Consider the following 26,909-nt stretch of genomic DNA (forward strand, 5'->3'; position numbering starts at 1 on the left):
CTATCCCGCATATCGGCCATAACGTTTTTCCAATTTTTGCTGTGCATAATTTAACACCGTGCAGACGATCCAATAATAGACGGCGACGAGAATATAAGGCGTCATATAATCAAATTCCCGTCCACCCACGATTTTGGCGCGATAAAACATCTCGTTCACTGTAATCATCGCCAACAGCGAGGTATCTTTCACCAGGCTCAAAAAACTGTTCATCAACGAGGGCAAGGCGACGCGTGCCGCTTGCGGAATAATGACGCGGCGCATCGTCTGCCAATAGGTCATGTTCAGCGAAGCAGCCGCTTCCCACTGCCCTTTGGGAATGGAAGCAAGCGAACCGCGAATCGTTTCGGCCGCATAAGCCCCCACGTTCACAGAAAGGCCAATCAGCCCCGCTGCTGTCGGTGTCAGGGTAACTCCGATGACCGGAAGGCCAAAATAAAGAATAAAGAGTTGAACCAACAACGGTGTTCCGCGGATGATCGAAATATAAATACGGGCAATTCCTTGCAAAATCCATCGTTTTGACATCCTGGCCATGGCGGTGAAGAGACCGATCAACAAGCCGATTGCCATCGCAGTGATGCTGATCCAAACCGTTGCCACGATGCCATTTAAAATAAACGAAGCATTTCGCTCAGCCAAATCAATATCAAACAAATTCTGCCACTGTATCGTTCCCAAAAAGTCCATGTTGGTTTCACCTAATTCAATCTTTTTTAATCGGTTTTCTTCTATTTAATAATGTTATCATCTTAAATTCAAAACATGTTCTTGTCAATAAAAATGGCGGCCACTATGGTGAATAGGGCCGCCAACATTCTTATGCACCGATTCCTTCAAAAAGCAAAACGCGTGCCGGTGCTGCTTCTGTATGAACCAACTTGATCGGGGCAGCAACCATAAAATAGGTTCCGGCTGGAACCTCTTTCAACCGAAGCCCTTCCATGATTAAAATATCTGCACGGAACAGGCTTTTATGCGTCGGATGACCAGGCTGGGCCCGTTCGATACCCAGCGCATCGGTTCCAACCCCTCTGACCCCTTTTTCAATTAAGTACTTGGCTCCGTCTTCGGCTAAAAACACAAATTCAAAATCAAATACATCTTCCCAGGAATTCCGCGTTTTAAAGAGAAGAAACTCGCCTTCTTTGATTTCATGTTTTTCCAAATCAGCACGAGTAATGCTTTCTTTGACATCCGTCAAGTCAAGCACCCGGCATTGCCCAACCAATCGCTCAATTGGTATGGTTGACATGGTCCCGCCTTCCGGAAGCATATGGAGCGGGGAATCGACGTGAGTTCCGCAGTGCACATCCATTTCGATGCGGGATTCGCGCGCGGTGGCCGTATCAAAGTCCTGAACGACGCGAATGCTTGGTTTCTTTGTTTCCTTATTTTTATATACGGGCATCTCCTCTGTGATCGGCATGGAAACGTCATAAATTTTCATGGTCAACTCAACTCTCCCTTTTTATCTGGTTACAACCTCATTGGCTTTGACAATCCGGGAAATATCTTTGGCGATGGCAGGCCGCCAGACATGTCCATTCGCCGCCAACAGATCATGTGCTTCTTGCGGTCCCCACGAACCGCTCCGGTAGAAAGTCAGCGGATGCCTATTTTCATCCCAGGCTCTGCGAATCGGATCGATAAACTTCCAGGCGAGCGAGACCTCCTCCCAATGCGTGAAGAATGTTTGATCACCAACAATCGCATCATAGATTAACGATTCATACGCTTCCGGCGAACCTTGCTCACAGTTGTTGCAGAATTCCATCGAAATCGGCATCACCTGGTTGTCGGAACCCGGTTTTTTGGCGTTGAGGATCAGATTGACGCCTTCCTGCGGCTGAATGCTGATGACCAACAGATTGGGGCCGAGATTGTTATCTTTGTTGAAATAGAGATTTTTAGGCATTTCCTTGAATTCAATGATGATCTGTGTCATTTTTTCCGGCATGCGTTTTCCTGTGCGGATATAAAACGGTACTCCGGCCCATCGCAAATTGTCTACGAACAACTTGCCGGCGACAAAGGTTTCCGTCATGGACCCGGGATCGACATTTTTCTCATTCCGATATGCCGGAACCGGTTTTCCATTGATTTCCCCGTCAACGTATTGGCCCCGTATCATATATTTTCCCGCCTCTTCCTCCGTATACCTGCGAAGCGAACGAAGAACCTTGATTTTTTCGTCATGAATCGCTTCGGTTTTCAGGCGGCTCGGCGGTTCCATGCAAACCATCATCAGCATTTGCAACATATGGTTTTGCACCATGTCCCGCAATGCTCCCGCATGATCATAATAACTGGCCCGATCTTCGACACCGACCGTTTCACTGGCCGTAATCTGTACGCTTTCGATGTAATGATTGTTCCAAATCGGCTCGAACAGCGAGTTGGCAAAGCGCATAACCTCAATATTTTGCACCATTTCTTTGCCGAGATAATGGTCGATCCGGTAAATCTCTTGCTCCGTAAACGTCTGCTTGATTTGTTCATTCAGTTTTTTGGCCGAGTCATAATCATGGCCAATCGGCTTCTCGATGATCAGGCGTTTCCAGCCTCCCGTTTCCGTTAAACCGGACAATCTCAGGTTGGTGGAAACAGTCGCAAACAAATCCGGGGCAAGTGATAAATAAAACAGGCGGTTCGGCGGCACTTGATATTTGTTTTCATATTCCTCGACAAGGTCCTTGATCCCCTTATATCCTTCCGGATTCGTCACATCCGCCACGGCGTAATAGAAATGCTGGATAAATTGCTGCCATTCATTTTCATCCGCCACTTTCAGGCGTCCGAACGAATCAATCGATTCCCTGACTGACTGGCGAAAGGCTTCATGATCTCGTGTGGAGCGGCCAACCCCGATCAAACGAAAGTGTTCGGGAAGGAATTTATTTTTGTATAAGCTGAACAGGGCAGGGAACAATTTCCGTTTCGCCAAATCCCCCGTCGCGCCAAATAAAACCATCGTAAACGGTTTTGCCATTGCAGACTGAGTCATTAGTTACACTCCTTCAATCATACCGACATTTCTTTGCTTAATATGCATCCAGATGCACTAGCTCATTCCAGCCATGCTCATACAATATAGTAACAAAAGGAAAGAGAAAATAGTTTATTATGGAAGAAAAATAAGATCTTGTTCTTCCTTTCCATAAGAGAGGACAACAACAAGATCTTAGTGCAATTCTATTGAGTTACATCCACACCAAACCATTTTTCTGAAATCTTCTTCAACGTACCATCTTTTTTCATACTGTCTAACGCTTGGTTAATCGCTTTCACAAGCTCAGGATTTCCTTTCGGCACCGGGAAGGCACTTTCAGAGCGTTCCATCTGTTCGCCGACCGTTTTCAAGGGCAAATTCGTCGTTTTCATCATTTCGGCCACTGCCAGGCGATCGTTCATGCTGAAATCGATGCGTCCGGCAGCCACATCTTTCATCGCGCTCATCATGTCTTCATAAGCGACGATGGTCGCCCCGGCATCTTTCGCCATTTTCCCGTAGTTACTGGTAGGCGTTTGCCCTGCTTTTTTTCCTTTGAGATCTTTTACGCTCTTGATCGAATCATTATCCTTGCGGACGACGATCTGGGCGTAAGAAACGGTATACGGCTCGGAGAAATCGAATTTTGTTTTGCGCTCCGGCTTAATGCCGACCTGGTTGGCAACCATATCGATTTTCCCCGTTTTTAAGCTGGTCAGCATACCATCCCAGGGGATTTCGACAAACTGGGCCTTCACCCCCATGCGCTTGGCCACTTCCGTGGCGACATCTACATCAAACCCCGTCAGTTTTTCCGTTTTTTCATCGTGAAAACTGAAAGGTTTATATGTCCCCTCCGTACCGATTCGGATCGTCCCGCGCTTTTTAATTTGTGTGAGCAGGTCACCATTTTGCACACTGCAACCTGTCGCAAATGAGAAAACGAGAACCAAACCGATCAGTATGGATAGCAGCGCTTTTGCTCTCTTCATCTATTTCACCCCGATTCAATCCCTAGTTAATAGGGTTATTTTTATGTTTTTGCAGTATTATTTATGGTACAGTTTGCCGGTTAATCTTGTCAATATCAAATGAATTGATTTTCATTAATCTGGAAATTTTTTCATTATCCGGCTTAAAAACCTGTCTCTGACTCACTTAGGACATGGTGTCCAACGTAGGCCCTTTTTTCCTTGATCGCTGTCATTCATCTTCTAGCATGCTCATTTTTACATTGACCATTCCCCAGTCTCAGAGGAGGGAAAACCTTTCTTCATCTCCTGCAACCGGGAAACCAAGTCAAACCGCGAGCTCCACGGCGATCAGTCTTAACTTTCCTCGCAGAATGTTTTTGGGCGATGCTGATGTCCCGATTGTGCTGCTCCAACATGACGGCAAGCTCAAATCAGGGCGCATCCGCGATGAATCTTTCCATCTTGTGGTTCTTCACCATGTACCTGACATGCAAGTCTATGGCGGAAACACACCATTCACACAGCAGGGAAACAAAGGTTTCCTCCATCCTTTTGGTGCAAAAGAAGAGAGCAAAAGGTGGTCAAGCATGCGAAAGAGGTGAAAATCAACTCACACCCTCACCTGACGCCGGCTCTCATCTCCACAGCCGAAGCCAGGTGAATATCTCGCTCGCAAAAATATAAAAAAACTACATCCAATAAGAGAATGCAGTTTAAGCAATCACATCATTGAATTGGTTCGACACCGTTCCATCCGGTGCTGGTAAAGCTCGTAGAGTGAACGCAACAATGAACTGTACCGCTGATTTACTTCCTGCAAATAGACAGGAAAAGATTCACCGCGCATGTTCAACAGGCTGAAACAGGTCAAATCCAGGTAGTAAATCAGTTCACGCAACTCGGAGTGGATTTCGACCCATTCACGGCCAATCACTTTTTCCAGGGTCCACTCCACTTTTTGCCTTACCGCCCGCGCCATGGCCAGTTCATTTTCTTTGGAGACATGATTCAACAGTTGCACACTCTCATCCAGCACGTTTAAAATCTCCCCCAACTCGTTGGAACAATTGTTCATTCCCCAAATCATGAACACACCACCCCGGAAGAAAACTTGCAAACGTTGCCGTAATAAACGAAAGATTAAGACTATGAAAGCCAGGGGACTTTCCGGGACGAAATCCCGGTTGATGCCAAGTCCCTGATCAGCTTTTGCTGCTGCCCAAAAAAACACAATATTTCTATATATTTACAATTACTATATCACCCCAGGGTCTGCCGAGCAAGAATTTAATAATCAAAGAAGTTTCGGCTTTGTCCGTACAGGCGCGCAAACATTTTCATGGCGAAAGAATCCGTCATTCCGGCGATATAGTCACAGACTATTCGCGCTCTTTCAACCTCTGTCTCCACCTGTTTCCACATGTGACGGTCGTGTTCGGTCAGGAGCCGGTCATCGTTCATAAAGGCGGAAAACAGTTTTTCAATCACATAAGCCCCGCGCCAGGCAATCGTTTGCACCCGTTGTGATTCGATCACTTCATCGGATACCCAGCGTTTGAGGCTGTCCAGAAGATCGCGCAGCTCCTTCGGCAGTTCGACACGGTATAAGAGGCGTGGCGAAGAAAAAGTATCATACGTCTTCTCCGCCCGGATCTGGGTGATGAAAGTGGAAATGACGGCAGCGATCACTTTTTTCAGCCGATACTTCAGCTGATCATGCTCCGGGTCAAGCCTGTCCAATTCGCGCCATGCCTCCATCAGTTCGGGGTATTCCAGCCGTTTTTTGAATGGATAGAGCAATTCTTTGAGGTGGTTTAAGCGAATCAGCCGCAAATTGAGCGCATCTTCGACATCATGGGTACCGTAGGCGATGTCGTCGGCCAATTCGATAATCGAACACTCCAGTGTTTTGTGCAGTGTTTGCGTGTGACGTTCCGGGTCAGGCGCAACTTTTGTCAGGTACGCTTTTTCCTCATCGGTAAATGAAGCGAGAACCCAGGCAAATGCTTCCTGATCACAGCTGAAAACACTCGCTTTTGGGGGAATGGCCTTCTTTTCGCGGTCATACTGCTTTTCGTTCACTGCTTCGTCCAACAGGATCGGGTACTTGAGGATGGAGAGCAGCAACCCGCGCGTCAAATTGAGGCCGTACTCCCCTTTCTCCCCCTCCAGCCGGGTCAAAATCCGGAAAGTATGGGCGTTTCCTTCAAATCCGCCAAAAGCGCGCATGCATTGATTCAACGCCACCTCTCCCCGATGCCCGAAGGGTGGATGCCCCAGATCATGGGCCAGAGCAGCCGCTTCCACCAATGAGCCGTCAAGAAGCGCATGCTCATGAAAAAAGGGATGGTTGGTGTTAAGATGAATGGCAATCCCCCTTGCAATCTGGGCCACTTCCATTGAATGGGTAAGTCTCGTGCGGTGAATATCGCCCGCATAGCCGCCGATCACTTGTGTCTTTGACTGCAACCGGCGAAAAGCGGCACTGTGAATAATCCGCCCATAATCCTTTTCAAACGGATCACGGGCGTCGCTAGCGGATCGTCCGGCAGACGGTTTTCTTCGTTCCGTGTCAGCCGGGCCATATAAACGATTTTGCTTGGGACGATATATGATCATTTTGCTCCACCTCTAACCCCATTGTACCGGAATTTGGATACGACAACAAAAACGTTCACACCTTGCGTCAAGGTAAGTGATGTCCCCGCCGGCAATACAAAAACGCCGAACGCGCTTATTTCGGGTCAAGCAGTTCGGCGTTTTGGTTTAACAAAGCAGCCTTTCGATTTTTATTCCCTTCATACAGACCGAAATCAGTCACTAAACAGCAGATTTCATCTTTCTCATCATAACCCCAATACGATACATAATATCCATCACCTAATCCGCTTGAAAAAATTACAATGTTACCTAACGGGTCTATTTTTAGATTGGCCCAATCTCTGGTATCCACGTAATTTTTCTCCATTTCCTCTATTATGAAATCATCGTATTCAGGATTTTCATCCAATATACTTTTGTATTTTTTGTAAATTCCATCATCCATAAAACAGCCAACACCACAGTCAACAGGGTAGCCAAAAGCCTCACCCTCTTCCAATTCACTTAAATCCTGACCTTCCTTCAAAGCCATTTCCCAGCGTACTGCCTGACTTTCTTTAAACCTGATCATCGCCGCACCAATGCGTTCGTCGTCATCATCGAGATAATGAACAACGTTTAATACTACTGGATACTCTCCCGGATTTACTTTATTTATAAACGGTTCGGTACTTTCGTAAACGAAAGGATCACATGCGACAATTTGGCCAGAAGGTAAACTTATATTACCAGCATAAATATTTCTTGTAACCGCTTCTCCATTATATGTCTTGAACTTTACATTTCCCCGGTAAAAATGGTGAAAATCAGGAACTTTGATGTTCATCAAACTGAACCCTTTCCAATTAGAAAAATTTACTTTGATACATTGGGATCACCTTAAAATGCTTCACTGTTCCGATACTGTAAAAAGCGGCCGTTTTGCAAAATCATTTTTACCTTGCTTCATTTAGCGTTAATTCATCTTATGACGGGAAGACCCCAACTCATCATTCAATTGAAAAGTTACTCTAAAATCAATATCCAGCTTTTCACGCACTCATCAGGCAGAACCGTACCTAACTTCATCCCGATTTCTTGCAAAATCTTTTTATCAAACTCCCATTCATCGTTCAGAAAATGACCTCCGTATTTTAAATGACAAATCTCACCAAGCACAGTCAAAGTTTCAATAAAACCTTCAAGATCAGGCGCAATTTTTCTTAAATTTACACTCCTTTGTCCATGCCACGTATGGTAAATCTTTTCCGTTTTCTGCTCAAAAATGAAAGGGTCTGACCCTTTATCGGCGATTACAATCCAATCCGGGTCCTTTTGCATATTCCGCAAATTGTGGCTGAAATTCATCTGTAAATCGACCAACTCTTCCGGTTCATACAATTGGATAGGATTCCCGCCAAAATCCAATTCCCCCATTCTCGGAGCAAACTTTCTATACCAAGTTACGAGTTTCTCACTAAGATGCAAGGATTTTTTAATCTCACTAATCACATGCTCATCTATTGAACCGACTGTAAAACCACACTTTGTCATGACTTTGTGCCATTTACGCAAAACCGGTTCCATTCCTCATCCCCGCTCGACGATCATATTTTTAATTATTGCATTCAGCCCGCTTCGTCAATCAGATGCAAAAGTAACATCTGGCCTTTTAACCTTTTTTCAGTAGCTCAAGAAACTCCCCAAAGGAATCACAAATCGGGAAAAGTCCTTTCTCTTTGTCAATGGCCGCTTCTTCATGATCCCATAAAACAATTTTCGGCTCTTCTTTTTCATTGCGGTAGTCAAAGCAAAGACAATCTCCAGATGCTTCGTATACAAAAGGATAAACATGATCGACTAATCGATCTTTTATATATTCATAAATCAGTAGGATATAAAGATCGTGTTCCGCATCGGGATTGAACGAAGCAAAGTCGGTCAATACAATATCTCGAACACCTGGTAGGTAAAGAACATCGGGAGATACTGTAATAGGATGATACTTTAAAATAATATCATTATATTCGCTAGGAAATCGGATTCCTAATTGTTTCTCAACTTTTCTAATGTCATCTAACTGAATCTCTCCATGAGAATATTCCCATTCCAATTGCTTACTCAATTTTTTCACCTACTTAATCTATAAAATCAGGATAACGATCGTCTCCAACTCTTCCACTTGTCCGTGCGACGTTGCCTCCTCCCATATATCTCTTCCCCCACATGCCCGATTTGGCGATGTAAGGAAGTTGAAACTACATTTAAACTGCATTAGATTTTGTCCTTGATGTATTTCAACAAGATCCCTGAGCCTTGCTTTATAAGTCAGGACCACCCGCAAGGTACTCCCAAGAATGATCTTGACACCGTGATCCATTCTCATAAAAATACCTGATTGCTTCGACTGCCTTATCTTGTGTAACACACCATTTGGCAGGATACAGTTCACTGGTTTGTATCGTCAACTCATAATATTCTTCTTCACTTTCAGCGGGATCAATCAGACTGCAATTCACTTCTCCGTCTTCTGAAACATAATTCACAATATATCTTTTTTCCCCTTTAATTAAATTACCGCCTCCACAATACAGCGTCCCTGCATCAACCAATTCCAACGTGAAATTTGTCGCTTCTTTTCCATCCAAACTACAAATGCATTGACAGATCCTTTTCCAACTCGGGTTTTCTTCCTCAGGAATTTCATGATCTTCAGTAAGTAAAATCCATTCCATTCTCATTTCACCTTATTCATTTCTTACTGCTGGGGGATTCCGCGTGAATGGGGGAAATTCTCGCAAAACCAAAGTGGTAAAATGCTCGTAAAGATGATTGCATCAACGCGGAGAAGGGCACCGGCCGGCGCGTAAAATCTTCGATCCGACCGATGCCCCATCATGTGCAATCGCCTCCTGTTTCAATCATAACAGGCTGAAAAAACAAAAACAAGAACATTCGTTCCCGAATCTTCCTTTCAATTGCTCCGCCAGTGTTCCGCCCGGTTCCGGACAAGCTCAATCCATTCTTTTACGGCCGGAGAAAGCCATTTCTTCTTGTGATAGGCCATTTTCGTAAACACACCGCAAGTTTCATCCCGCCAGTTCAGTCTCGACAATCGTCCTTCCTGCAACTCTTTCCTCACTGTGATCATCGGCAAAAAAGCCAAACCCAGACCGACCTGTACGCAATTTTTGATCGCTTCGATACTCCAGAATTCTTCCCCCTGGGTTGTGTTAATCCCGTTGCGCATCAAATATTGCTCAAACAAAGTTCGGTAGCTGCACCCTTTTTCTGTTTGCAGAATAATTTCATTCTGAATATCCTTCGGCTTCACTTCTTCTGCCCTTGCCAACGGATGATCCGGGGCCGCCACAAGTGCCATCTCTTCAAATACCAGCGTCTCGACCGCAAGATCTTCCTCTTCCTCATGTTCCGCTTCCAGCAAAAATGCGAGATCCAGTTCGCCCCGTCGCAAAAGGTTTCGCATCTCCGTGCACAATCCGGGATTGATGATTAACTTCACCTTCGGAAATCTCTGTTTGTATTCCTGGAGCAACGCCGGCAGCCGAAAAGCGGCTAACGATTCCGGTGTCCCAATTGTCAGCGTTCCCGCCGGTTCCGTCTGGGCACGGATCTCCGCCAAAGCTTCATCATGGATGTTCAATAACCGGACGGCATAATGCAAAAGTTTTTCGCCCGCCGCCGTCAAAACGAGCTTTTTGCCCAGGCGGTCAAATAAAGGGATTCCCAGCTCTTCTTCCAACGCATGGATCTGCATCGTCACACTGGATTGCGCATAGCCGAGCTGTTCGGCGGCCCGGGTGATGCCCCCTGCCTCCACCACCGTTTTCAATGTTTTTAAATGACGGAACTCCAAACAATCTTCCTCCCCTTTTATATCGTTTTGATCGATCATCTCTATAGAATTTATCTATTTTACTGATAGTAACATCCTTTTTAAAATAAAAGCAACCGAACACAGGAGAGTGAAGAAATTTGAAACAACTGAAGAAAACAATCAGTTTGCCACAGATCATCGCCTTATACACGGCAGCTGTTTTGGGCTCCGGAATTCTTATCGTCCCCGGGTTATCCGCCCAGATCGCCGGCCCTTCCTGCCTGATCGCCTGGGCAGTCATGGCCGTCTTTACTTTGCCCATGGCCATTACCATGGGATGGTTATCCGCCAAATACCCTCATGCCGGCGGGGTCTCTCATTTTGTCACCCTTGCTTACGGAAAACAAGCCGGCATTTACATCGGATGGTTTTTTATCATGTCTGTCATGATCGGGGCTCCGGTTGCCGCCCTCACCGGGGCAGGCTATCTGAGTTCCGCGATGGGCTGGGGGGAAAGCGGACGAATCCTGGCAGGAGTGGCAATGGTTTTGGGAGCTTTAATTCTCAACTGCCGTGGGATGGAATTGGGAGGAAAAATACAGGTGGCGATCGTCAGCAGTATTTTAATCGTCCTGCTTCTTGCCATCTTCGGGGCAGTCCCTTTTGTGCAGGCATCGAATTTTAGCCCGTTTTTGCCACACGGATGGATTCCCGTCGGAGTGGCGACCACCATCCTGTTCTGGTGTTTTATCGGATGGGAAGCCGTCTCGCATTTATCGGAGGAGTTTGCCAATCCGCAGCGCGATTCGATCATCGGGGTGATCTGCGCGGCAATCATTGTTGGCACCATCTACTTTTTCACCGCTTTTGTCACCGTCGGAACCGGGAGTTACACCCATGCGGATACCGCCATCTCTTTTCTCATGCGCTTTACGTTTGGGAAAAGCGGACAATTGCTGACGGCCATCTTGTGTTTTCTCATCTGCAGCGCCACCGTCATCGCCTATACGGGTGCGGCGTCGCGCTTGGCTTTTGCTTTGGCACGGGCGGGTAATGCACCTGTTTTTTTAAGCCGGTTATCCAAACGGCAGACACCGACAGGCGGACTGGCACTGATGGCTGTCGGCTTTACGCTTTCTTTCACTTTTTACTCCACGGGAGTAATCTCCTTGGCCCATCTGCTCCTGCTCCCAAATGCTTCGTTTATTCTGACTTATGCCGGGGGATGCGCTGCGGCCATCAAATTATTGAAGGATTCCAAGTGCCGGCAGCTGATCAGCTTGCTCTCCTTTCTGCTGACAGTATGCATCCTGCCATTTGTCGGTTGGGCACTGCTCTATCCGCTCTTCATCGCCTTTCTGGTCACTTTTTACCTCCTGTGGCGGAAAAAACATACCGCCCCGGTCAAACATGGGATTTTTCCGGGTGATTCTGATTCCATCCTCTAGCGCTCCCCCATCTCGGTATGGTACGATTCGATTTGGAATCAGATTACGAAAAGGGAGGTTGGGGGTCAAAGACCTCCTCACCAGAGATGTACACACCAGAAAACATACGAAATATCGCGATTATCGCTCACGTAGACCACGGTAAAACAACATTAGTCGATGCGATGTTAAAACAGAGCCGGATCTTCCGCGAAAACCAGCAAGTGGAGGAACGGATCCTGGATTCCAATGATTTGGAGCGCGAGCGGGGAATCACGATCCTGTCCAAAAACACGGCGATTCAATATAAAGGGGTCAAAATCAATATTGTTGACACTCCGGGACACGCGGACTTTGGCGGCGAAGTGGAACGAGTGATGAACATGGTGGACGGTGTCCTGCTCCTGGTTGACGCAGTGGAAGGGCCGATGCCGCAAACGAAATTCGTCCTCCGCCAAGCGCTGGAGCGCGGACATAAGGCGATCGTCGTCGTAAACAAGATCGACCGCGAAAATGCCCGCCCGGAAGAAGTGGTGAATAAAACGTTCGATCTCTTCGTCGATTTGGGCGCCACGGATGAGCAGTGCGATTTTCCGATTTTATATGCGAGCGGCTTGACCGGTGCCTCCGGCTTTGAACCGGATCAGTTGACACCGACGATGGAGCCTTTGTTTGAAACGATTCTCTCTTATCTTCCTTCGCCGGATGTGGACGATCAGGGGTATACCCAGATGCAAGCCACATTGCTGGGATACGACGAGTACAAAGGTCAGATCGTCATCGGCCGCCTGAACCGCGGCACAATCCGTCGCAATCAATCCCTGCTCCTCATCCCTGCCGAGGGTGAACCAAAAGCAGTCAAAGCCGGGCAGGTCTTCACCCACGAAGGCTTAAAAAGGGTGGAAGTCGAAGAGGCGCATGCCGGGGATATCATCGCGTTGACCGGGCTTGGCAAAGTGGGCATCGGCGACACGATCACCGATCCCGCGCACCCGGAAAGCCTGCCGCCGATCAAGGTGGAAGAACCTACGTTGCGGATGATGATCGGAATCAATACCAGCCCCTTCGCAGGGCAGGACGGAAAATTTCTCACCTCCCGTAAAATCCGGGAACGGCTGATTCGTGAATCTGAAAAAGATGTCGCCCTTCGGGTCGAAGATACGGATTCAGCCGACAATTTCCTGGTTTCCGGGCGCGGTGAGCTGCACCTTGGCATCCTGATTGAAAACATGCGGCGCGAAGGATATGAATTTCAGGTGAGCAAACCTGAAGTAATCTTTAAGGAAGTCGACGGCCAACTGATGGAGCCGGTGGAGCAGGTGGAAGTTGAAGTGAGCAGCGAGCAGCAGGGAACCGTAGTTGAACTCTTGGGGAAACGGAAAGGCCAGTTGCTGGACATGACCGTTCTGGACAGCGGCAATATCCGTTTCACCTATCAGGTGCCGTCGCGCGGATTACTCGGATTTCGACTGCAACTGCTTACCGCGACCCGGGGAGAAGCGATCATGAACACGTTATTTGCCGGATATGAACCCTATGCCGGAGAGATTGAAACACATGAATTCGGCTCGCTGATCGCCTGGGAATCAGGCACGGCCACCACTTACGCCCTGCATTCGGCCCAGGAACGCGGACAGCTGTATATTACGCCTGGAACCGAAGTATATGAAGGAATGGTCGTCGGCCAGCATATCCGGGAAAATGACCTTGAGGTAAATGTCTGCAAGAAAAAACATTTGACCAGCATTCGCAGGGCGACCGCGGAAGAAGCGCTGCGCCTCGATGCTCCGCGCCGCCTCTCCATTGATGATGCCCTTGAATTGATGAAAGACGATGAACTTTTGGAAGTAACGCCGAAAACATTCCGTCTGCGCAAAAAATATCTTTCCAAAAATGAACGAGCCCGCCACGCGAAACAAAAGAAATAAAACCTTCGCGTCCTGACCGGCACAACCCGGGTGGATAAAAGCTTTCACATAAAAAATTTCGGAGGCAAGCATCAACACTTGCCTCTTTTTTTGCATTGCTTTATGTGTTCCGCGCCCGCCATTCTTCATAAGTGAGACGCGGCAGCGAAAACGTTTCGCCGATCTTTCCGTACTCCGTTCCCGCCATCCGTCCCACCGGCCTCAGGCGATCGGTATCAATCTTGCCTTCGAAATAAAGCGAATCATCCACGTGAAACTGGACGATTTCCCCGATGATAAAATCCGCGTTCGGAGTATCTCTTCCACCCAGTTCCAATATTTGCTGCAAACGGCATTCCATTTGAATTTTCCCCTCTGCCAGACGCGGTACCTGCACAATCTTCCCCGGCAGGACATGAAAACCGATCTTTTCCGCTTCACTCACATCGGGCGGAAAATCGACTGACGTCTCATTGACCATCGATACATTATCCTCATCCACCACATGGACGACAAATTCTTTTTTCCAAGCGATATTACGGGCAGTATCTTTCCGGTCGCCGTTCGGTTTTCTCGACACACTGAACCCGATCAGAGGAGGGTCGGTGGCGATCACATTAAAAAAACTGAACGGAGCAGCATTGACGATTCCTTCCGGGGATAATGAAGTGACAAACGCGATCGGCCGGGGTAAAATGCTTCCAATCAACAGCTTGTAATTCTCTTTCTTGCTTTGTTTGCCAGGATCAATTGTACGCATAAGGCATCACCTTTTTTCATTTTCCAACCAGCTGTACATATAAGCTGAATCTTCAATATTCAATGCCGCCTTGGCCACCTTCAGGGGGCGGAATGTATCCACCATCACCGCCAGTTCCTCCGTCCTCTTTTTCCCGATGCTCCCCTCTGCTTTTCCCGGATGGGGGCCGTGGGGCAAACCGCTGGGGTGCAGCGTGATCGAACCTTCTTTTACCCCTTTGCGGCTCATGAAGTTCCCCCTCACATAATAAAGAACCTCATCGCTGTTGACATTGCTGTGATAGTAAGGGGCAGGGATCGCCAGTGGATGGTAATCGTACATCCGCGGAACGAACGAACACACGACGAAATTGGGGCCGGCAAAAGTTTGGTGAACGGGCGGGGGCTGATGGATCGAACCCGTTATCGGTTCAAAATCATGGATGTTAAACGCCCATGGATAAAGGTACCCGTCCCAGCCGACGACATCGAATGGATGGAAGGCATACGTATAGCGATGGAGTCGGTTGCGCGCCTTTACCCGCACCTCGAACTCCCCTGTCTCCCGATGCGGATGAAGGGTTTGCGGCACACGGATATCCCGCTCGCAAAACGGGCTGTGCTCCATCAATTGACCGTATTCATTTCGGTATTTTCGCGGAACGGTAATTTCACCGCTTGATTCAATCACAAAAAATCTCGTATTCTTCGTCTTCAATGAAATCCGGTAAGTGGTTCCGACCGGAATGACCAGATAATCGCCCGCCCGGTACGGAAGATCGCCAAAAATGGTCTCCAGCACGCCTTCTCCTTCATGGACAAAAATAATTTCATCGCCATCGCTGTTGCGGAAAAAATAAGACATCTCTTCGGTCGGACACACGGTGGCCAAGGCGACATCCTCATTGGCCAGCCAATGGATCCGCCCGTCAATCGGATCACCGCCCTTTCCGGCGGCAAATGTGAGGAGGTGCCGATGGCGGTTGGCTCCTTCCTCTTCCAAAGGGATTTCCCAATCACGAATCCACTCTGCTTTGCTTACGGCGGTCGGGGGGTTCATATGGTATAAAATCGACTGGATGCCGGAGAATCCTTTTGTTCCCATCACTTGTTCCCGATAGAGCGTCCCGTCTTCCTGATAAAACTGAATATGCCTTTTAGCGGGGATCTGTCCCAAGCGATGATAAAAAGGCATGCCCTTCCCCTCCATTCTAAATAACCAAAACAGATTCTCTTTGTATTTTAGCAAAATAATCATTTTTCGCGCCAATAGCTGCTTTAACGCGGAAATGCACAACTACATGACCATAAGGCCCAGTTGACAGGAAAAAGGAGAAAAAAGTCTAATTAATAGGTATCTGTCCAACCATTTTCCAAATCCTACAAAGGAGATCGAGTTTTCAATGAGGTTATTAAAAGAAGGAGTGGCTTGGTTCAGTTCTTTGTTTACCGGGATGGCAATCGCGCTCATCATCAGTATTTTTATTCTGCAACCGACCAAAGTTCTCGGCCATTCCATGGAACCGACACTCATGCCGGATCATCATATTTTTGTGTCCAAACTCCCCTGTGTCCTGCAATACCACCCTCATCACGGGGATATTGTCATCATAGATAGCCGGATTCACCATCAGCGCACCTGGGTCGACGATTTGATGGACAGTCCCCTCTACGTCTGGATCACCGGGACTTCACCCCATAATATTTGGGTGAAACGCGTGATCGGAGTCCCGCGGGATGTCATTGAAATCAAAAATAACCGGGTCTATCGCAACAACCAGTTGCTGAAGGAAAGCTATATCAAGGAAGAGATGAACAATACGCCTGACATGAAGATCACGGTTCCCGATAATTGCATCTTCGTCATGGGCGACAATCGCAATTACAGCATGGACAGCCGGGAAATCGGCTGCGTTCCGATCGATCACGTGCTCGGGGTAAAAATATTCTGATTCATGCCGGAGAATTTTTTTCTTTTTATGCAACCTGGACAACCGAAGATGAGTCTAATATAGCAAACAACTTTTCAGGCAAAAGGATGGGTCATGATTGGATAAGGATCTCGTCGTTTCCGGTTTGTCACTCTTTTTTCTCTTTTTTATCACGTGCTGCGTGATCTGGTTTACGGATCAACCGGCAATCCATTAAAGATGATGTTGAAACGACCTGCCAATTTTCAATCCAGGAGAATGCGCCATAAAAAAAGCGCCGACCTTTGGGAATCGGCGCCTTTTGTCCATGGGAGAGAGAATGTCTTGCTCTTTTATTTTGCGAAGGAAGCAGCAACGTCCTGGCCGTGTGCAATCGCTTTTTCCAAAATGGCATCGGCCTGCTCCGGAAATGCTGCCATTCCTTCAGCAATAACCGATTCAACGTCCGTAATGCCGATGAATTGCAAAACGGTGCGCAGGTAGCGGTCACTGAATTCCACTTCCCGGGCGGGACCTTCCGAGTAAACGCCGCCGCGCGCCTGAATGTGAACCGCTTTTTTTCCTTTGAGAAGCCCCACCGGGCCGTTTTCGGTGTATTTAAAGGTTTTACCGGCAATACAAATCGTGTCGATATAGGCTTTCAGCTTTGGCGGAAATAAAAAGTTCCAAAACGGAGTCACAAATACATATTTATCCGCGGACACAAATTGTTCGGTCAATTCATTGATGCGATCCACTTTTTTCTTTTCTTCGGGGGTCAAATCCGCCCCTTTTGCCAATTTTCCCCATCCGCTGAAAACTTCTTCATCAATGTAAGGAATTTCTGTTTTGTACAGATCCAATTCCACAATTTCATCTTCCGGGCGAATCTCTTTATAACGCTCCAAAAAAGCCTTGCCCACCCGCAAACTGAAAGATTCATCAACCGGTTTGGGATTCGCCGTAATATACAGGACTTTGGCCATGAAATGATCCTCCTCTGCTCAAGTTTAGTAACTAACTTTAAATACGTAAGTATAATATGATAAAGAACTGCGAAAGTCAAGAAAAACCATTGAGCCGGAGCCATTGCACCGGTTTGGAAATTCATGACACCCCAGTGTCCTGGAAAAACTATTCTGCCAATCATCCCTAGTTTGTACTGCTTCTTTCCCGATTATCCACCATTAATTTTTCGCAAACTCCACTGCGGTTCGCTTCGCCAGATGAATCGCCTGCTGCAAAATCTGGTCGTACTGTTCTTCGTTGGACGTTCCTTCGGCAATAATTGATTTCACATCCGTAATTCCCATGAAACCAAGAATCATTTTGACATAACTGTCAGCAAACTCCATCGCCTGACCCTGTCCTTGTGAAAAAATACCGCCACGGGCCTGAATATGTATCGCTTTTTTGTTGATCAACAGTCCCACCGGCCCCCGGCTTGTGTATCGAAACGTTTTTCCCGCCATGCAGACGAGATCGATATAAGCTTTAAACATCGGCGGCAGACCGAAATTCCACATCGGGGTGACAAATACATATTTATCGGCTGAAACAAACTGCTCAACCACTTCATTGATGCGGTTCAATTTTTTTCTTTCCTCCATCGTCAGCGGCACGTGCTCCACCATTTTGTTCCATCCGTTAAAAACATCATAATCCAATAAGGGGATTGATTCGCGATATAAATTTAATTCAATGATTTCATCAAGCGGATTGGTTAATTCGTATGCATTTAAAAAAGCCCGGCCTACTTGCAAACTAACAGATTCATGCTCCGGTTTGGGGTTGGCGGTTACATAGAGGACAGCTGCCATGTTTACACCTCCAGTTTTCGTCATTGTCTCAATCCAAAGCCACAACCCTGGGTTGCGGAGACCTCCTGTCATAAGAACGGCTGCCACCGCATGAAACAGAGATCGCTCATCACCTGGCTCAACCCGGGGATGAAAGCAGATCTCTCACAGGAAAAAAGCAACACCCCGATTATATCCATCTTTATAGACTGACTGCATCATATGATGATATTTTTATATTTGTCAAGAATAAAATAATTTTTATTAATAAGCATTACCACGCCACAAAAAATCCGACCCCAAGGCCGGATCACTTCAAATGTCAATTTGTCTTCCCTTCCCTTGACCGATGGCTTTGTTTCTCCTCCTTCATCAAAGTCTCAATCCACTCCGGATCATGAGGCAAAACTTCTTCTTCCTTCTTCACGGCGAGATCTTCGGGCAGCAAGAGGGTCAGCAGTTCCCTGGTGCGCTCTTCTTTCGCGATTTTTGCACATCGCTGACCGTGACGGTATTTCACCATTTGAAAAAAATGGCGAACCCGTTCCGCCCGGCCTGCTTCCGCATTTTCCCGGCAAATCCGGTTCATCTCCTGCCACAGCCGACGCCGGGCCGACTCATCAATCCTGTAATTTTCTTCTTCCGCCATCCGCTCAAACAATTGAACCAGTTCTTCCGGAGTATAATCGCGAAATTCAAACCAATGCTGAAACTTTCGAGCCAACTCGGGAACATGATTCAACCACTCCTTCAGTGGGTGCTCAGGCCCTGACAAAATCACAATCCGGTCGGCGCCTTCTTCATTGACCAATCGAATCAACCAATCAACCCATGATTGCCATTTGCCGGCAGAAACGGCATCCGCTGCCCAGGATTGCGGGTTGCGCAAATACAACACCCCTCCCTCGGTCCGGGCTGTCACTTCCCGCCTTCTCTCCTCCGCTTCCTCCGGCGGACTTTCCAGCAATTCCGCCGCATCGACGGACACCAGATGGCCTTTGCTCAAAAAATGAAGATGATTCATGGCCAACCCGTAAAACTCTGCCCATTTCCGCTTACCGATGCCCGGCGGACCGCAAAAGACGGCATGTGGCGGAGCGGGTTCCAGTTTTTCGATTCCCAGGCGCTTTCGATCGGACAAATAATCATAATATCGGATGAGATCCAGCAGCTTCCGCTTCATTTCCGTTTGTCCGATCATCCCCGCGCTCCAATTTTGCCAGAGGAGCGATAACGGATCAGGCCGACGGTCGGGGTCAGCGGAAGTCCCGTGTTCGATATCAAGAATCACCGGCCGGCTCTCCACCACATTCCAGTTGCTTTCCCTAATCTTGTCAAAACGGCACCTGTCAAAGGAACCGCGACCGTTTTCCACCACTTCGACCCCGTTGAGGCTGTCATGAATCGAACACTGAATAAACTCCGGATCCGCTGCTTTTGAAACATGTACTGCGGCGGCATTCATAAAGTCGTAAATCTCTGTATCCCGGATGGTTCCCGTCGCCTTTAACGACAGTGAAACTCCATGTCGTTGCCCGCGATAAATCCGACAACGTAGCAGATCGAGATTGGCTTCCGAGCGAATGGAAACGAGATCCCCGTTAAACCCGAACAACTCGCAATTCTCCATGATTCCCCTGCCGCCCTTTTCGCAGAAGACCGCTTCTTTGTTTCCATCATGAATTCGCGTCTGCAAGATGTGTGGGGCAGCTTCGTTCAGAATCCAAATGGCCGGTTGACGGCTGAAACCGTATAAGTCACACTGGTCTATCATGCCACCAGCACCATTGGTAAAGAAAAAGGCACCTTGCGGACAATTTTTGATCGTACAGGCAAAAAAGCGGGGTTCGGCCTGAGCCAGCACCCGGATGGCCGGCTCGATTTCGCCTACCGAAAAGATTTTGCATTCCTCAAATTTCGCCTTTCCCCCCGACATCACCATCCCGCTTGTTTTTCCGTCATGAATCAGGGTGCGGATAAACGCCGGACTGCCTCCATCAATCCCGATCGCCGGACTGTGATCAAAACCAAACAAATTGCATTCCTCAAAAAGCCCTTTTCCATTTTCTTCCACAAACACACCGTAACCCTTCGTGCCGGTTATCGTACACTGACGAAATACAGGGTCTCCTGAGGATACCAGAATGGTCGTCATCTCGCTTTCGCTGTGCAGACTGCATTCCTCAAATAATACCTTGCCGCGGCTCCGGCTTAATATGGCGGCGTTTTTTTGACTGCTGATCCGACAGCGGCGCAAGATCGGTTCCGCTTCATCCACGGCAATGGAAATTCCCGGCCCCTTTTCGCCCCGCACATCGCACCCGTCCAGCACCAGCGCTCCCCTGTGAACGGCCACAACCGGTGAATCATTGGTGCGCGCCTGGCTTAAAGTGAGATTTTTAAGTACCGCATAACCTGCGCTCATTTCGATGGTGGCATATTTTTTTCCCACGATGACCACTTCTTCTTTGGCTCCTGTCCCAATGATTTCGATCATCCGGTCGATCCACAAATCTTCATGGTAGACTCCAGGTTCAACCTCAATCACGCTGCCGGAAGGCGCCTGATCAAGAGCGGATTGTATGGTTCGATACCTGCTAAACCATCTGCGTGATACCCGAATTGTCGACACTTCCGTTCAACCAACCTTTCCTGTTTTCCCCCTTCTTATTTTTCAATATGTCACGATCTGTCCCTTTCCACTCATAAAAAAAAAGACCGGCGATAAAACCGGCCCGATTTGGTCCCCGCACATGCAGCGCTCTTTATTCATAATATTTCAATATGCACGCGCGTACTTCATTCATTTCCTGGTTTTCCTCCACTTCGGACAACTTTTTCCCTACTTCGGCACCGCAAATTTCACAATATTTCGGTTCATGTTCCTTTACCTGCCCATCCATCGCTCTCCACCCCATCCTCTTTATTATAATACCATTATATTATAACAACACCTGTTATGCAACAGTTTGTATTAGTACAACTCTTGCTTTTCATATAAAAGGCGGGAGCCGGATTGCACAAGCTGGAAAAGGGAGGGATTTCACCTTTTGATCGCATAAATATGAACCAGGGTCATACGAAACACCGTCTCCTTTTCTTTCTCCATTCCTATTTTACGTGCCACCTTGATTGACGCTTTATTCCCGGGCTGAATAATGGATATCAGCCTCTGCAATTTCAATGTTTCAAATGCGTAGTCGCGAAAAGCTGCCGCCATCTCTGTGCCCAATCCCTTGCCCCAATATTTCGGCAACAGCCAATAACCGATTTCCGCTTCGATCCGTCCGTCAACAATCTGTTCTATTACACCGGAATGCCCCACCTTTTCCCCGCTTTTCCGGTCAATGGCCAGGCAAATGCCCATTCCGCCTTTTTGCGCATTCAGCCACTTCTGAAGCATCTCTTCCGTTTCCTCCGGCGTCTTTACTTTTCCGATATAACGCATCACCTGCGGATCACTGCACAACGAGATCAAAAACGGCAAATCCTTTTCCTTATACGGCCGGAACCGCAATCTTTCTGTCTCGATCAAAAGACTCATACCATCCTCCAAATCGAAATTGAATGAATATTCAATCACAAAATGGTTTAAGAATACCACCCGCCTCCCGGGAGGTAACGGGTGGACATTCAGCCTGCATTATTCGTATTTCACCAGGGACACAACTTCAAGTCCATTCAGCTTCTCCCTGCCTTGAAGATAAGCCAGTTCAATCAGGAATGCCGCACCGACCGGCTCCCCTCCCAACTGTTTGACAAGGTCAAGTGTCGCGGAAATCGTGCCGCCGGTTGCCAGCAGGTCATCGGCAATCAACACTTTTTGTCCGGGCTTAATGGCATCCTTATGCATGGCCAATGAATCTTTTCCATACTCGAGGCTGTAATTGGCCTGAACGGTTTCGGCCGGAAGTTTTCCCGCTTTGCGAACGGGAACAAACCCCACACCAAGCGCATAGGCCAGCGGGGCTCCAACCACAAACCCGCGCGCCTCCGGGCCGACGACCAAATCGATCGATTTGCCGTTTAACCTGGCAGCGAGCTCATCGATTGCTGCTTTGAAGGCTTTTCCCTCTTTGAGCAAGGTGGTAATATCTTTAAATCGAATCCCCGGTTGCGGAAAATCGTTGATCACTCGAATTTTCTCTTTGAAGTTCATGTTCATGTCCTCCTAAATGTTTGAAAGCGATCGTTGAAAACAAATACCTGCACAATTCCGTGTATGAAGAGTAGACCAATGTTTGCAGAACTTGTTGTCCGGCGAGCTGCCTTTGGTATAATTTGGAATCTGTTAACGGTTTTTTAGCCGGGTTTGGATGAATGCGTATTTCTCCATGCTCAACCCTTAAAAAGCCCAATTCCTCAAACACTTGAATGATAAAGGAAAGCGATCGTTTTTGCAATCCCGTATGGCGCATAAGTGCGGAAAAATGTTTGGACAGGGAGATTTTCTCCCGGCCGGCAAGCAAGCGGTACAAACGTTTAAAATCATCCCGGGTGGGAACTTTGGCCAGCAAATCGTCAAATTCTTTATCGCCAAACAAAAAATAGAGCCGCTCTGCTTCTTTTACCTGATTCAACCCTTTTGTGAACACTTCCAAATCAGGCGGCGCATCCACCAAAACTACAAATTTGGCAGCACGAACCTCCGCGGGCCAATCCCTTTCCGCAAGCTGATCCCAATAGACAACGGTCCCTTTCAAATCCACCGCCTGCAAGGGCTGTTTGATCATACCGGAACAAACATAACAGACACCGTCATGATCCAATCCCTTCAGCCTTTCCCAATCGCGACGGTTGCTGCGCCAGTCAAAAACCTGCAAATGGGGAATCATTAAATCCCGGATAATAAATTGGGGCGAACGTTGTCCGTTCCATTCATTCATCTGCAATTCTCCGAGCAGGCGAATCCGGGACAAGGGTGCGATTTCCCTGGCTGCCTCACCAATCCGAAAACCGACCGCTTCCACGGTTCCCCCGTCCGTTTGCAAATAAATCTTCATATGTTCTTTATCTTTCCCCATCAATTGAACCCGGGCGACAGGAGCATCTTTGAGAATAAACAGCGGTGTGGGATTTCCCACTCCATAGGGAGCCAATGCTTCCATCTGTTCGATCAGGGCCGGCTCGATCCGCTCCAGTTCAAGCTCTCCCTCAGCGTGCAAAAGCGGGATGTAATCTTCCGGAGTCAGCCATTCCTGTGCCAGCTCCGACAGCCGCTCGTGAAGCAAATCCAAATCTTTAACGGCCAAGGTCATCCCGGCCGCCATCTCATGTCCGCCAAAATGGGGCAGCAAATCCCGGCAAGCGCTCAGGGCCTGAAACAGGTGAAAACCTTTGATGCTGCGCGCGGAGCCCTTTGCCGTCTGCTTTTCCTCATCGATGCCCAGCACGAGCACCGGCCGGTAATATTTCTCCACCAAACGGGAGGCCACGATTCCCACAACGCCCACATTCCAGCCCGGTTTCGCAACCACAATCACATGGCGATGGCGTTCCGGATTTTTTTCGACTTCGCTGATCGCTTCGAGCGTCATCTCTTCCACCAGCTGTTGCCGCTCCCGGTTCATCGCATCCAATTCCCTTGCCAGGCTTTCCGCTTCCCGCACATCCCCGGAAATGAGCAAACGAACGGCTGTATCCGCCGAATCCAGCCGGCCGCTGGCATTGATACGCGGGCCCAGAGCAAATCCGACATGCCCGGCTGTCACTTCGCGCCCGATATCTGCCGCTTCGATTAAAGCGCGAAGGCCCACCGATGTCTCTTCATTCATTTTCCGCAAACCATGATAAGCAAGGATGCGATTTTCTTCGATCAGCGGGACGAGATCGGCAATTGTCCCCAGGGCGACAAGATCGAGCCATTCCACCGGTACCCGGTTCAGCAAAGCAGTAGCCAGTTTAAAAGCAACACCGACACCGGCCAGCATTTTAAACGGGTAGGAACATCCCGGTTTTTTGGGATTGATCACGGCCAGGGCATCAGGCAATATTTCCGGCGGTTCATGATGATCGGTAATGATTAAACCAAGGCCGAGTTCTTTGGCATAATCTGCCTCTTCAACGGCACTGATGCCCGTATCCACCGAAACCACCAGTTCAAACCCCTGTTCTTTAGCCGATTGTAACGCTTCTTTGTTTAATCCATATCCTTCTCGAAAGCGATTGGGAATATAATAATCGACATTGGCCCCCAGTTTTCGAAAAACATGCATCATCAGACTGGTGCTGCTCACTCCGTCGGCATCATAATCACCATAGATCAAAATTTTTTGTTTCCGTTCCAGCGCATGCCTGATTTCCTCCACTGCGGTTTTCATCCCGTCAAGAGCAAAAGGATCGTGCAAATCTTCCAGCCGGGGCTGCAAAAATCGTTTTGCCTGATCATGATCCCGGATTCCCCGTCGAAGCAAAATCCGGGCCAGCAGGGGATGAATTTGGCAATCACGGGCCATTTTATCAGCCAGGGCATCATCCACCTGTTCTGCCTTCCAACGCCCCTTTGCATACAGCACGGTTCCGTTCACCTCACTTTGCGTACTCAATTATAGCACAAAGAAGTTTTCTCCCATCACAAAAAAACCGTGGTTTCCCACGGCCTGACATTTTTATTCGGTTGCCAAACGCTTCTGTTTCTGCTTTTGCAGCGAATGCCATTTCCACACGATCCAGATCGGGCTGGCGACAAAAATCGAAGAATAAGCGCCGGAGATCAATCCAAACAAGAGAGCGAGCGAGAAATTGCTGATGCTTTCCCCACCGAGGAGCCAGAGTGCAAATGCGGCGAAGACGACAGTCAAAACGGTGTTGATCGAGCGCACCAGTGTCTGATTGATACTGGTATTGACCACTTCCGCCAGCTCGTCCCACGTTTTGGGTTTGTGTAAATCCATGTTTTCGCGGATACGGTCGAAAATTACGATGGTATCGTTAATCGAATAACCGACGATGGTCAACACGGCCGCCACGAAGACGAGATCCACTTCGATGCGGAACAGTGAAAACATCCCCATGATAAAGAGTGCATCGTATAACAGGGACAATACGGCCGCCACGGCAAAGCGATATTCAAATCGTAAAGAAACATAAATGATGATGCAAACCGCAGCGATCAAAACGGCAATCATCGCATTGCGGGCCGTCTCCAATCCGATGATCGGATCGACTTTTTGCTCCTGGACGCTGACATTTTTGTTAAAGGCCTTACTGAAATTATCGCGGATTTTTTTCACTTCATCCGGTGACAAAACCTTATCCGTGCGGAAGATCAAAATCTCTTTTTGCGGTCCGCCCACGCGGATATTGGGCTTTTGATACCCTAAATCTTCAAGAACGGTCCGCGATTTTTCCAAACTGACATTTGGTGCGATAGTAATATCAATCCGCGTACCGCTCTTAAAATCAACCCCGAGGTTTAACCCTTGCACGAGAAGAGATAGCACCGACACCAGCACGATCGCAATCGTAACGATGAAATACTTGTTCCGGTGTTTCACGATATCCAACTTATAGGTCACTGATCTCATCCTCTCTTACCCTGAACAGGCCCGGGCTTTTCAGCACATTGGAACGGACGAGCAGGTTAATCAAGATCCGGGACAAGGCAACGGCCGTGATAAAGCTGACCACAATGCCGGTGATGAGCGAAACGGAAAAACCTTTGACCCCTGCCGTACCGTAGATAAACAAAACGGCGCCGGCAATCACCGTCGTGATGTTGGAGTCGAAAATGGTGAGGAACGAACGCTTTGATCCGGAGCGAACCGAAGCCGCGATGCTCTTGCCCGCACGGAGTTCTTCGCGAATCCGTTCATTCATGATGATGTTGGCATCGACGGCCATCCCGATTCCCAGGATAAACGCGGCAATTCCCGGCAGTGTCAATGTAACATGGAGCAGCATGAATGCCAGCAGAACGAGGTAGCTGTAAGCGATGAGCGTAATAACCGCGATGAACCCCGGTAAACGGTAAAAACCGATTACGAAGATGAAGATCGCCAGCACAGCCAACAATCCGGCAATTAAACTCTGCTTCAGCGAATCGGCACCCAGACTGGCGTCGACCGCATAACTGGAAATTTCCTTCAGTTTGAGCGGAATCGCACCGGCATTCAAAAGGTCGGCCAGTGTTTGCGCCTCTTTCACCGTCTTCTGGCCGGTAATCTGCGCTTCTCCGGCGGTGATCACCTGTTGCACGACCGGATCGCTGATCTTCTGGTCATCCAGATAGATCCCGACCGGTTGCCCAAGGTAAGTGCGCGTCACATTCTCAAACTTGCTCGGATTTTTGAATCGAATGGAGACGACGGGGGCACCCGCCTGGTCATACTCCAATTTGGCGCTGCCCGGCTTGATATCAGTGCCGGACAAGAGCACTTTCCCATCGGGAGAACGGAATGTCAGTTTGGCTTGTCTGCCCAGAAGCTCCCGCGCTTTGGCCTGGTCTTTCACCCCGGCCAGTTGCACCCGAATCCGGTTCGGAGGTTCAACCGTGATATCCGGCTCGGACACACCCAGGACGTTTACCCGATTGTTAAGCGCAGCGGCAGTATCTTTAAGCGCTTCCGTGCCCGGGTTTTTCTGTTCAGTTTGATAAAGCACCTCAAACCCGCCTTGCAGATCCAGCCCTTTGGTAATATGGTTCCATATGTAGCTAGTGGTTGTTGCGACCAGAGCGAGAATCGCAACCACTAGGAGGATGAAAATGGTCAATTTTCCCTTTCGCACACTCATTTAAAGCTCCT

25 protein-coding genes are annotated in these 26,909 nt (G+C 48.2%); 3 read left to right on the forward strand and 22 right to left on the reverse strand.

Going from position 1 to position 26,909, the window contains the following annotated elements; all coding sequences use genetic code 11:
- The 11 genes from I8U17_RS03810 to I8U17_RS03860 form a co-directional block, all read right to left on the reverse strand.
- A complete protein-coding gene (locus I8U17_RS03810; protein WP_198055139.1) occupies window positions 1-681 on the reverse strand; it encodes an amino acid ABC transporter permease in 681 nt (226 codons plus the stop codon).
- 139 nt (window positions 682-820) lie between these two features.
- Window positions 821-1,450: a cyclase family protein gene (locus tag I8U17_RS03815; protein WP_033099342.1), complete on the reverse strand. Its 630-nt coding sequence runs from the start codon at window positions 1,448-1,450 to the stop codon at window positions 821-823.
- A 21-nt stretch (window positions 1,451-1,471) separates the two neighbouring features.
- Entirely contained in the window at window positions 1,472-3,007 is a 1,536-nt protein-coding gene (gene zwf, locus I8U17_RS03820; RefSeq protein ID WP_081943627.1) for a glucose-6-phosphate dehydrogenase, read from the reverse strand.
- 188 nt (window positions 3,008-3,195) lie between these two features.
- Window positions 3,196-3,984: a transporter substrate-binding domain-containing protein gene (locus tag I8U17_RS03825; RefSeq protein ID WP_033099176.1), complete on the reverse strand. Its 789-nt coding sequence runs from the start codon at window positions 3,982-3,984 to the stop codon at window positions 3,196-3,198.
- 703 nt (window positions 3,985-4,687) lie between these two features.
- Window positions 4,688-5,053, reverse strand: a complete 366-nt coding sequence (locus I8U17_RS03830) for a hypothetical protein (RefSeq protein ID WP_033099177.1) — start codon at window positions 5,051-5,053, stop codon at window positions 4,688-4,690.
- A 200-nt stretch (window positions 5,054-5,253) separates the two neighbouring features.
- On the reverse strand, window positions 5,254-6,585 hold the full coding sequence (locus I8U17_RS03835) for an anti-phage deoxyguanosine triphosphatase (protein ID WP_198059053.1): 1,332 nt from the start codon (window positions 6,583-6,585) through the stop codon (window positions 5,254-5,256).
- Between the two features lie 115 nt (window positions 6,586-6,700).
- Window positions 6,701-7,393, reverse strand: coding sequence for a DUF4241 domain-containing protein (locus I8U17_RS03840; protein WP_198059054.1), 693 nt, complete (start codon window positions 7,391-7,393; stop codon window positions 6,701-6,703).
- Between the two features lie 179 nt (window positions 7,394-7,572).
- Complete coding sequence (locus tag I8U17_RS03845) at window positions 7,573-8,133, reverse strand: hypothetical protein (RefSeq protein ID WP_198059055.1); 561 nt, start codon at window positions 8,131-8,133, stop codon at window positions 7,573-7,575.
- Between the two features lie 85 nt (window positions 8,134-8,218).
- Entirely contained in the window at window positions 8,219-8,671 is a 453-nt protein-coding gene (locus I8U17_RS03850; RefSeq protein WP_198055003.1) for an SMI1/KNR4 family protein, read from the reverse strand.
- Between the two features lie 196 nt (window positions 8,672-8,867).
- Complete coding sequence (locus I8U17_RS03855; protein ID WP_033099181.1) at window positions 8,868-9,281, reverse strand: Imm1 family immunity protein; 414 nt, start codon at window positions 9,279-9,281, stop codon at window positions 8,868-8,870.
- A gap of 239 nt (window positions 9,282-9,520) precedes the next feature.
- Window positions 9,521-10,423: a LysR family transcriptional regulator gene (locus tag I8U17_RS03860; RefSeq protein ID WP_033099346.1), complete on the reverse strand. Its 903-nt coding sequence runs from the start codon at window positions 10,421-10,423 to the stop codon at window positions 9,521-9,523.
- A gap of 119 nt (window positions 10,424-10,542) precedes the next feature.
- Here I8U17_RS03860 and I8U17_RS03865 point away from each other — a divergent pair, with 119 nt between their 5' ends.
- Entirely contained in the window at window positions 10,543-11,832 is a 1,290-nt protein-coding gene (locus I8U17_RS03865; RefSeq protein ID WP_052153856.1) for an amino acid permease, read from the forward strand.
- Window positions 11,833-11,918: 86 nt separating this feature from the next.
- Window positions 11,919-13,739 carry a translational GTPase TypA gene (typA, locus tag I8U17_RS03870; RefSeq protein WP_198059056.1) on the forward strand — a complete coding sequence of 607 codons (1,821 nt, stop codon included), beginning with the start codon at window positions 11,919-11,921 and terminating at the stop codon, window positions 13,737-13,739.
- A 100-nt stretch (window positions 13,740-13,839) separates the two neighbouring features.
- Here the strand turns inward: typA and I8U17_RS03875 are convergent, their stop codons facing one another.
- Window positions 13,840-14,478, reverse strand: coding sequence for a flavin reductase family protein (locus I8U17_RS03875; protein ID WP_198055006.1), 639 nt, complete (start codon window positions 14,476-14,478; stop codon window positions 13,840-13,842).
- Between the two features lie 6 nt (window positions 14,479-14,484).
- On the reverse strand, window positions 14,485-15,651 hold the full coding sequence (locus I8U17_RS03880) for a homogentisate 1,2-dioxygenase (RefSeq protein WP_033099184.1): 1,167 nt from the start codon (window positions 15,649-15,651) through the stop codon (window positions 14,485-14,487).
- Between the two features lie 208 nt (window positions 15,652-15,859).
- Between I8U17_RS03880 and lepB the strand changes: the two genes are divergently transcribed.
- Window positions 15,860-16,408, forward strand: a complete 549-nt coding sequence (lepB, locus tag I8U17_RS03885) for a signal peptidase I (protein ID WP_198055007.1) — start codon at window positions 15,860-15,862, stop codon at window positions 16,406-16,408.
- 311 nt (window positions 16,409-16,719) lie between these two features.
- On the opposite strand, the gene I8U17_RS03890 is transcribed toward lepB, so the two are convergent.
- The 9 genes from I8U17_RS03890 to secD all read right to left on the reverse strand — a co-directional run bounded on the left by I8U17_RS03890 (window position 16,720) and on the right by secD (window position 26,898).
- Window positions 16,720-17,352 carry an FMN-dependent NADH-azoreductase gene (locus I8U17_RS03890; RefSeq protein WP_198055008.1) on the reverse strand — a complete coding sequence of 211 codons (633 nt, stop codon included), beginning with the start codon at window positions 17,350-17,352 and terminating at the stop codon, window positions 16,720-16,722.
- Window positions 17,353-17,553: 201 nt separating this feature from the next.
- A complete protein-coding gene (locus I8U17_RS03895; protein ID WP_033099187.1) occupies window positions 17,554-18,186 on the reverse strand; it encodes an FMN-dependent NADH-azoreductase in 633 nt (210 codons plus the stop codon).
- A gap of 301 nt (window positions 18,187-18,487) precedes the next feature.
- Entirely contained in the window at window positions 18,488-20,797 is a 2,310-nt protein-coding gene (locus tag I8U17_RS03900; protein ID WP_198059057.1) for a right-handed parallel beta-helix repeat-containing protein, read from the reverse strand.
- Between the two features lie 133 nt (window positions 20,798-20,930).
- Window positions 20,931-21,068, reverse strand: a complete 138-nt coding sequence (locus I8U17_RS03905) for a hypothetical protein (RefSeq protein WP_160173774.1) — start codon at window positions 21,066-21,068, stop codon at window positions 20,931-20,933.
- A gap of 140 nt (window positions 21,069-21,208) precedes the next feature.
- Window positions 21,209-21,709, reverse strand: coding sequence for a GNAT family N-acetyltransferase (locus I8U17_RS03910; RefSeq protein ID WP_033099348.1), 501 nt, complete (start codon window positions 21,707-21,709; stop codon window positions 21,209-21,211).
- Between the two features lie 99 nt (window positions 21,710-21,808).
- Window positions 21,809-22,324, reverse strand: a complete 516-nt coding sequence (locus I8U17_RS03915; protein WP_033099189.1) for an adenine phosphoribosyltransferase — start codon at window positions 22,322-22,324, stop codon at window positions 21,809-21,811.
- A complete protein-coding gene (gene recJ, locus I8U17_RS03920) occupies window positions 22,263-24,680 on the reverse strand; it encodes a single-stranded-DNA-specific exonuclease RecJ (protein ID WP_052153857.1) in 2,418 nt (805 codons plus the stop codon). The genes I8U17_RS03915 and recJ overlap by 62 nt, the downstream gene beginning before the upstream one ends.
- Before the next feature lie 93 nt (window positions 24,681-24,773).
- A complete protein-coding gene (gene secF, locus I8U17_RS18280) occupies window positions 24,774-25,691 on the reverse strand; it encodes a protein translocase subunit SecF (protein WP_232330883.1) in 918 nt (305 codons plus the stop codon).
- Complete coding sequence (gene secD, locus I8U17_RS18285) at window positions 25,672-26,898, reverse strand: protein translocase subunit SecD (RefSeq protein WP_232330884.1); 1,227 nt, start codon at window positions 26,896-26,898, stop codon at window positions 25,672-25,674. Before secD ends, secF begins: the two co-directional genes overlap by 20 nt.
- Window positions 26,899-26,909 lie beyond the last annotated feature (11 nt).

Origin of the sequence: Thermoactinomyces sp. CICC 10521 (assembly GCF_016055135.1) — a bacterium.
GTDB classification, from domain to species: Bacteria; Bacillota; Bacilli; order Thermoactinomycetales; family Thermoactinomycetaceae; genus Thermoactinomyces_A; species Thermoactinomyces_A daqus.

Coding starts and splice junctions, on each gene's coding strand:
- I8U17_RS03890 (WP_198055008.1), bottom strand. CDS start 17,352: ATGGCCAAAGTCCTGTATATTACGGCGAATCCCAAACCGGTTGATGAA.
- I8U17_RS03830 (WP_033099177.1), bottom strand. CDS start 5,053: ATGATTTGGGGAATGAACAATTGTTCCAACGAGTTGGGGGAGATTTTA.
- I8U17_RS03910 (WP_033099348.1), bottom strand. CDS start 21,709: ATGAGTCTTTTGATCGAGACAGAAAGATTGCGGTTCCGGCCGTATAAG.
- lepB (WP_198055007.1), top strand. CDS start 15,860: ATGAGGTTATTAAAAGAAGGAGTGGCTTGGTTCAGTTCTTTGTTTACC.
- I8U17_RS03880 (WP_033099184.1), bottom strand. CDS start 15,651: ATGCCTTTTTATCATCGCTTGGGACAGATCCCCGCTAAAAGGCATATT.
- I8U17_RS03915 (WP_033099189.1), bottom strand. CDS start 22,324: ATGAACTTCAAAGAGAAAATTCGAGTGATCAACGATTTTCCGCAACCG.
- I8U17_RS03895 (WP_033099187.1), bottom strand. CDS start 18,186: ATGGCAGCTGTCCTCTATGTAACCGCCAACCCCAAACCGGAGCATGAA.
- zwf (WP_081943627.1), bottom strand. CDS start 3,007: ATGACTCAGTCTGCAATGGCAAAACCGTTTACGATGGTTTTATTTGGC.
- secF (WP_232330883.1), bottom strand. CDS start 25,691: ATGAGATCAGTGACCTATAAGTTGGATATCGTGAAACACCGGAACAAG.
- I8U17_RS03875 (WP_198055006.1), bottom strand. CDS start 14,478: ATGCGTACAATTGATCCTGGCAAACAAAGCAAGAAAGAGAATTACAAG.
- I8U17_RS03905 (WP_160173774.1), bottom strand. CDS start 21,068: ATGGATGGGCAGGTAAAGGAACATGAACCGAAATATTGTGAAATTTGC.
- I8U17_RS03845 (WP_198059055.1), bottom strand. CDS start 8,133: ATGGAACCGGTTTTGCGTAAATGGCACAAAGTCATGACAAAGTGTGGT.
- I8U17_RS03855 (WP_033099181.1), bottom strand. CDS start 9,281: ATGGAATGGATTTTACTTACTGAAGATCATGAAATTCCTGAGGAAGAA.
- secD (WP_232330884.1), bottom strand. CDS start 26,898: ATGAGTGTGCGAAAGGGAAAATTGACCATTTTCATCCTCCTAGTGGTT.
- I8U17_RS03825 (WP_033099176.1), bottom strand. CDS start 3,984: ATGAAGAGAGCAAAAGCGCTGCTATCCATACTGATCGGTTTGGTTCTC.
- I8U17_RS03840 (WP_198059054.1), bottom strand. CDS start 7,393: ATGAACATCAAAGTTCCTGATTTTCACCATTTTTACCGGGGAAATGTA.
- I8U17_RS03835 (WP_198059053.1), bottom strand. CDS start 6,585: ATGATCATATATCGTCCCAAGCAAAATCGTTTATATGGCCCGGCTGAC.
- typA (WP_198059056.1), top strand. CDS start 11,919: ATGTACACACCAGAAAACATACGAAATATCGCGATTATCGCTCACGTA.
- I8U17_RS03815 (WP_033099342.1), bottom strand. CDS start 1,450: ATGAAAATTTATGACGTTTCCATGCCGATCACAGAGGAGATGCCCGTA.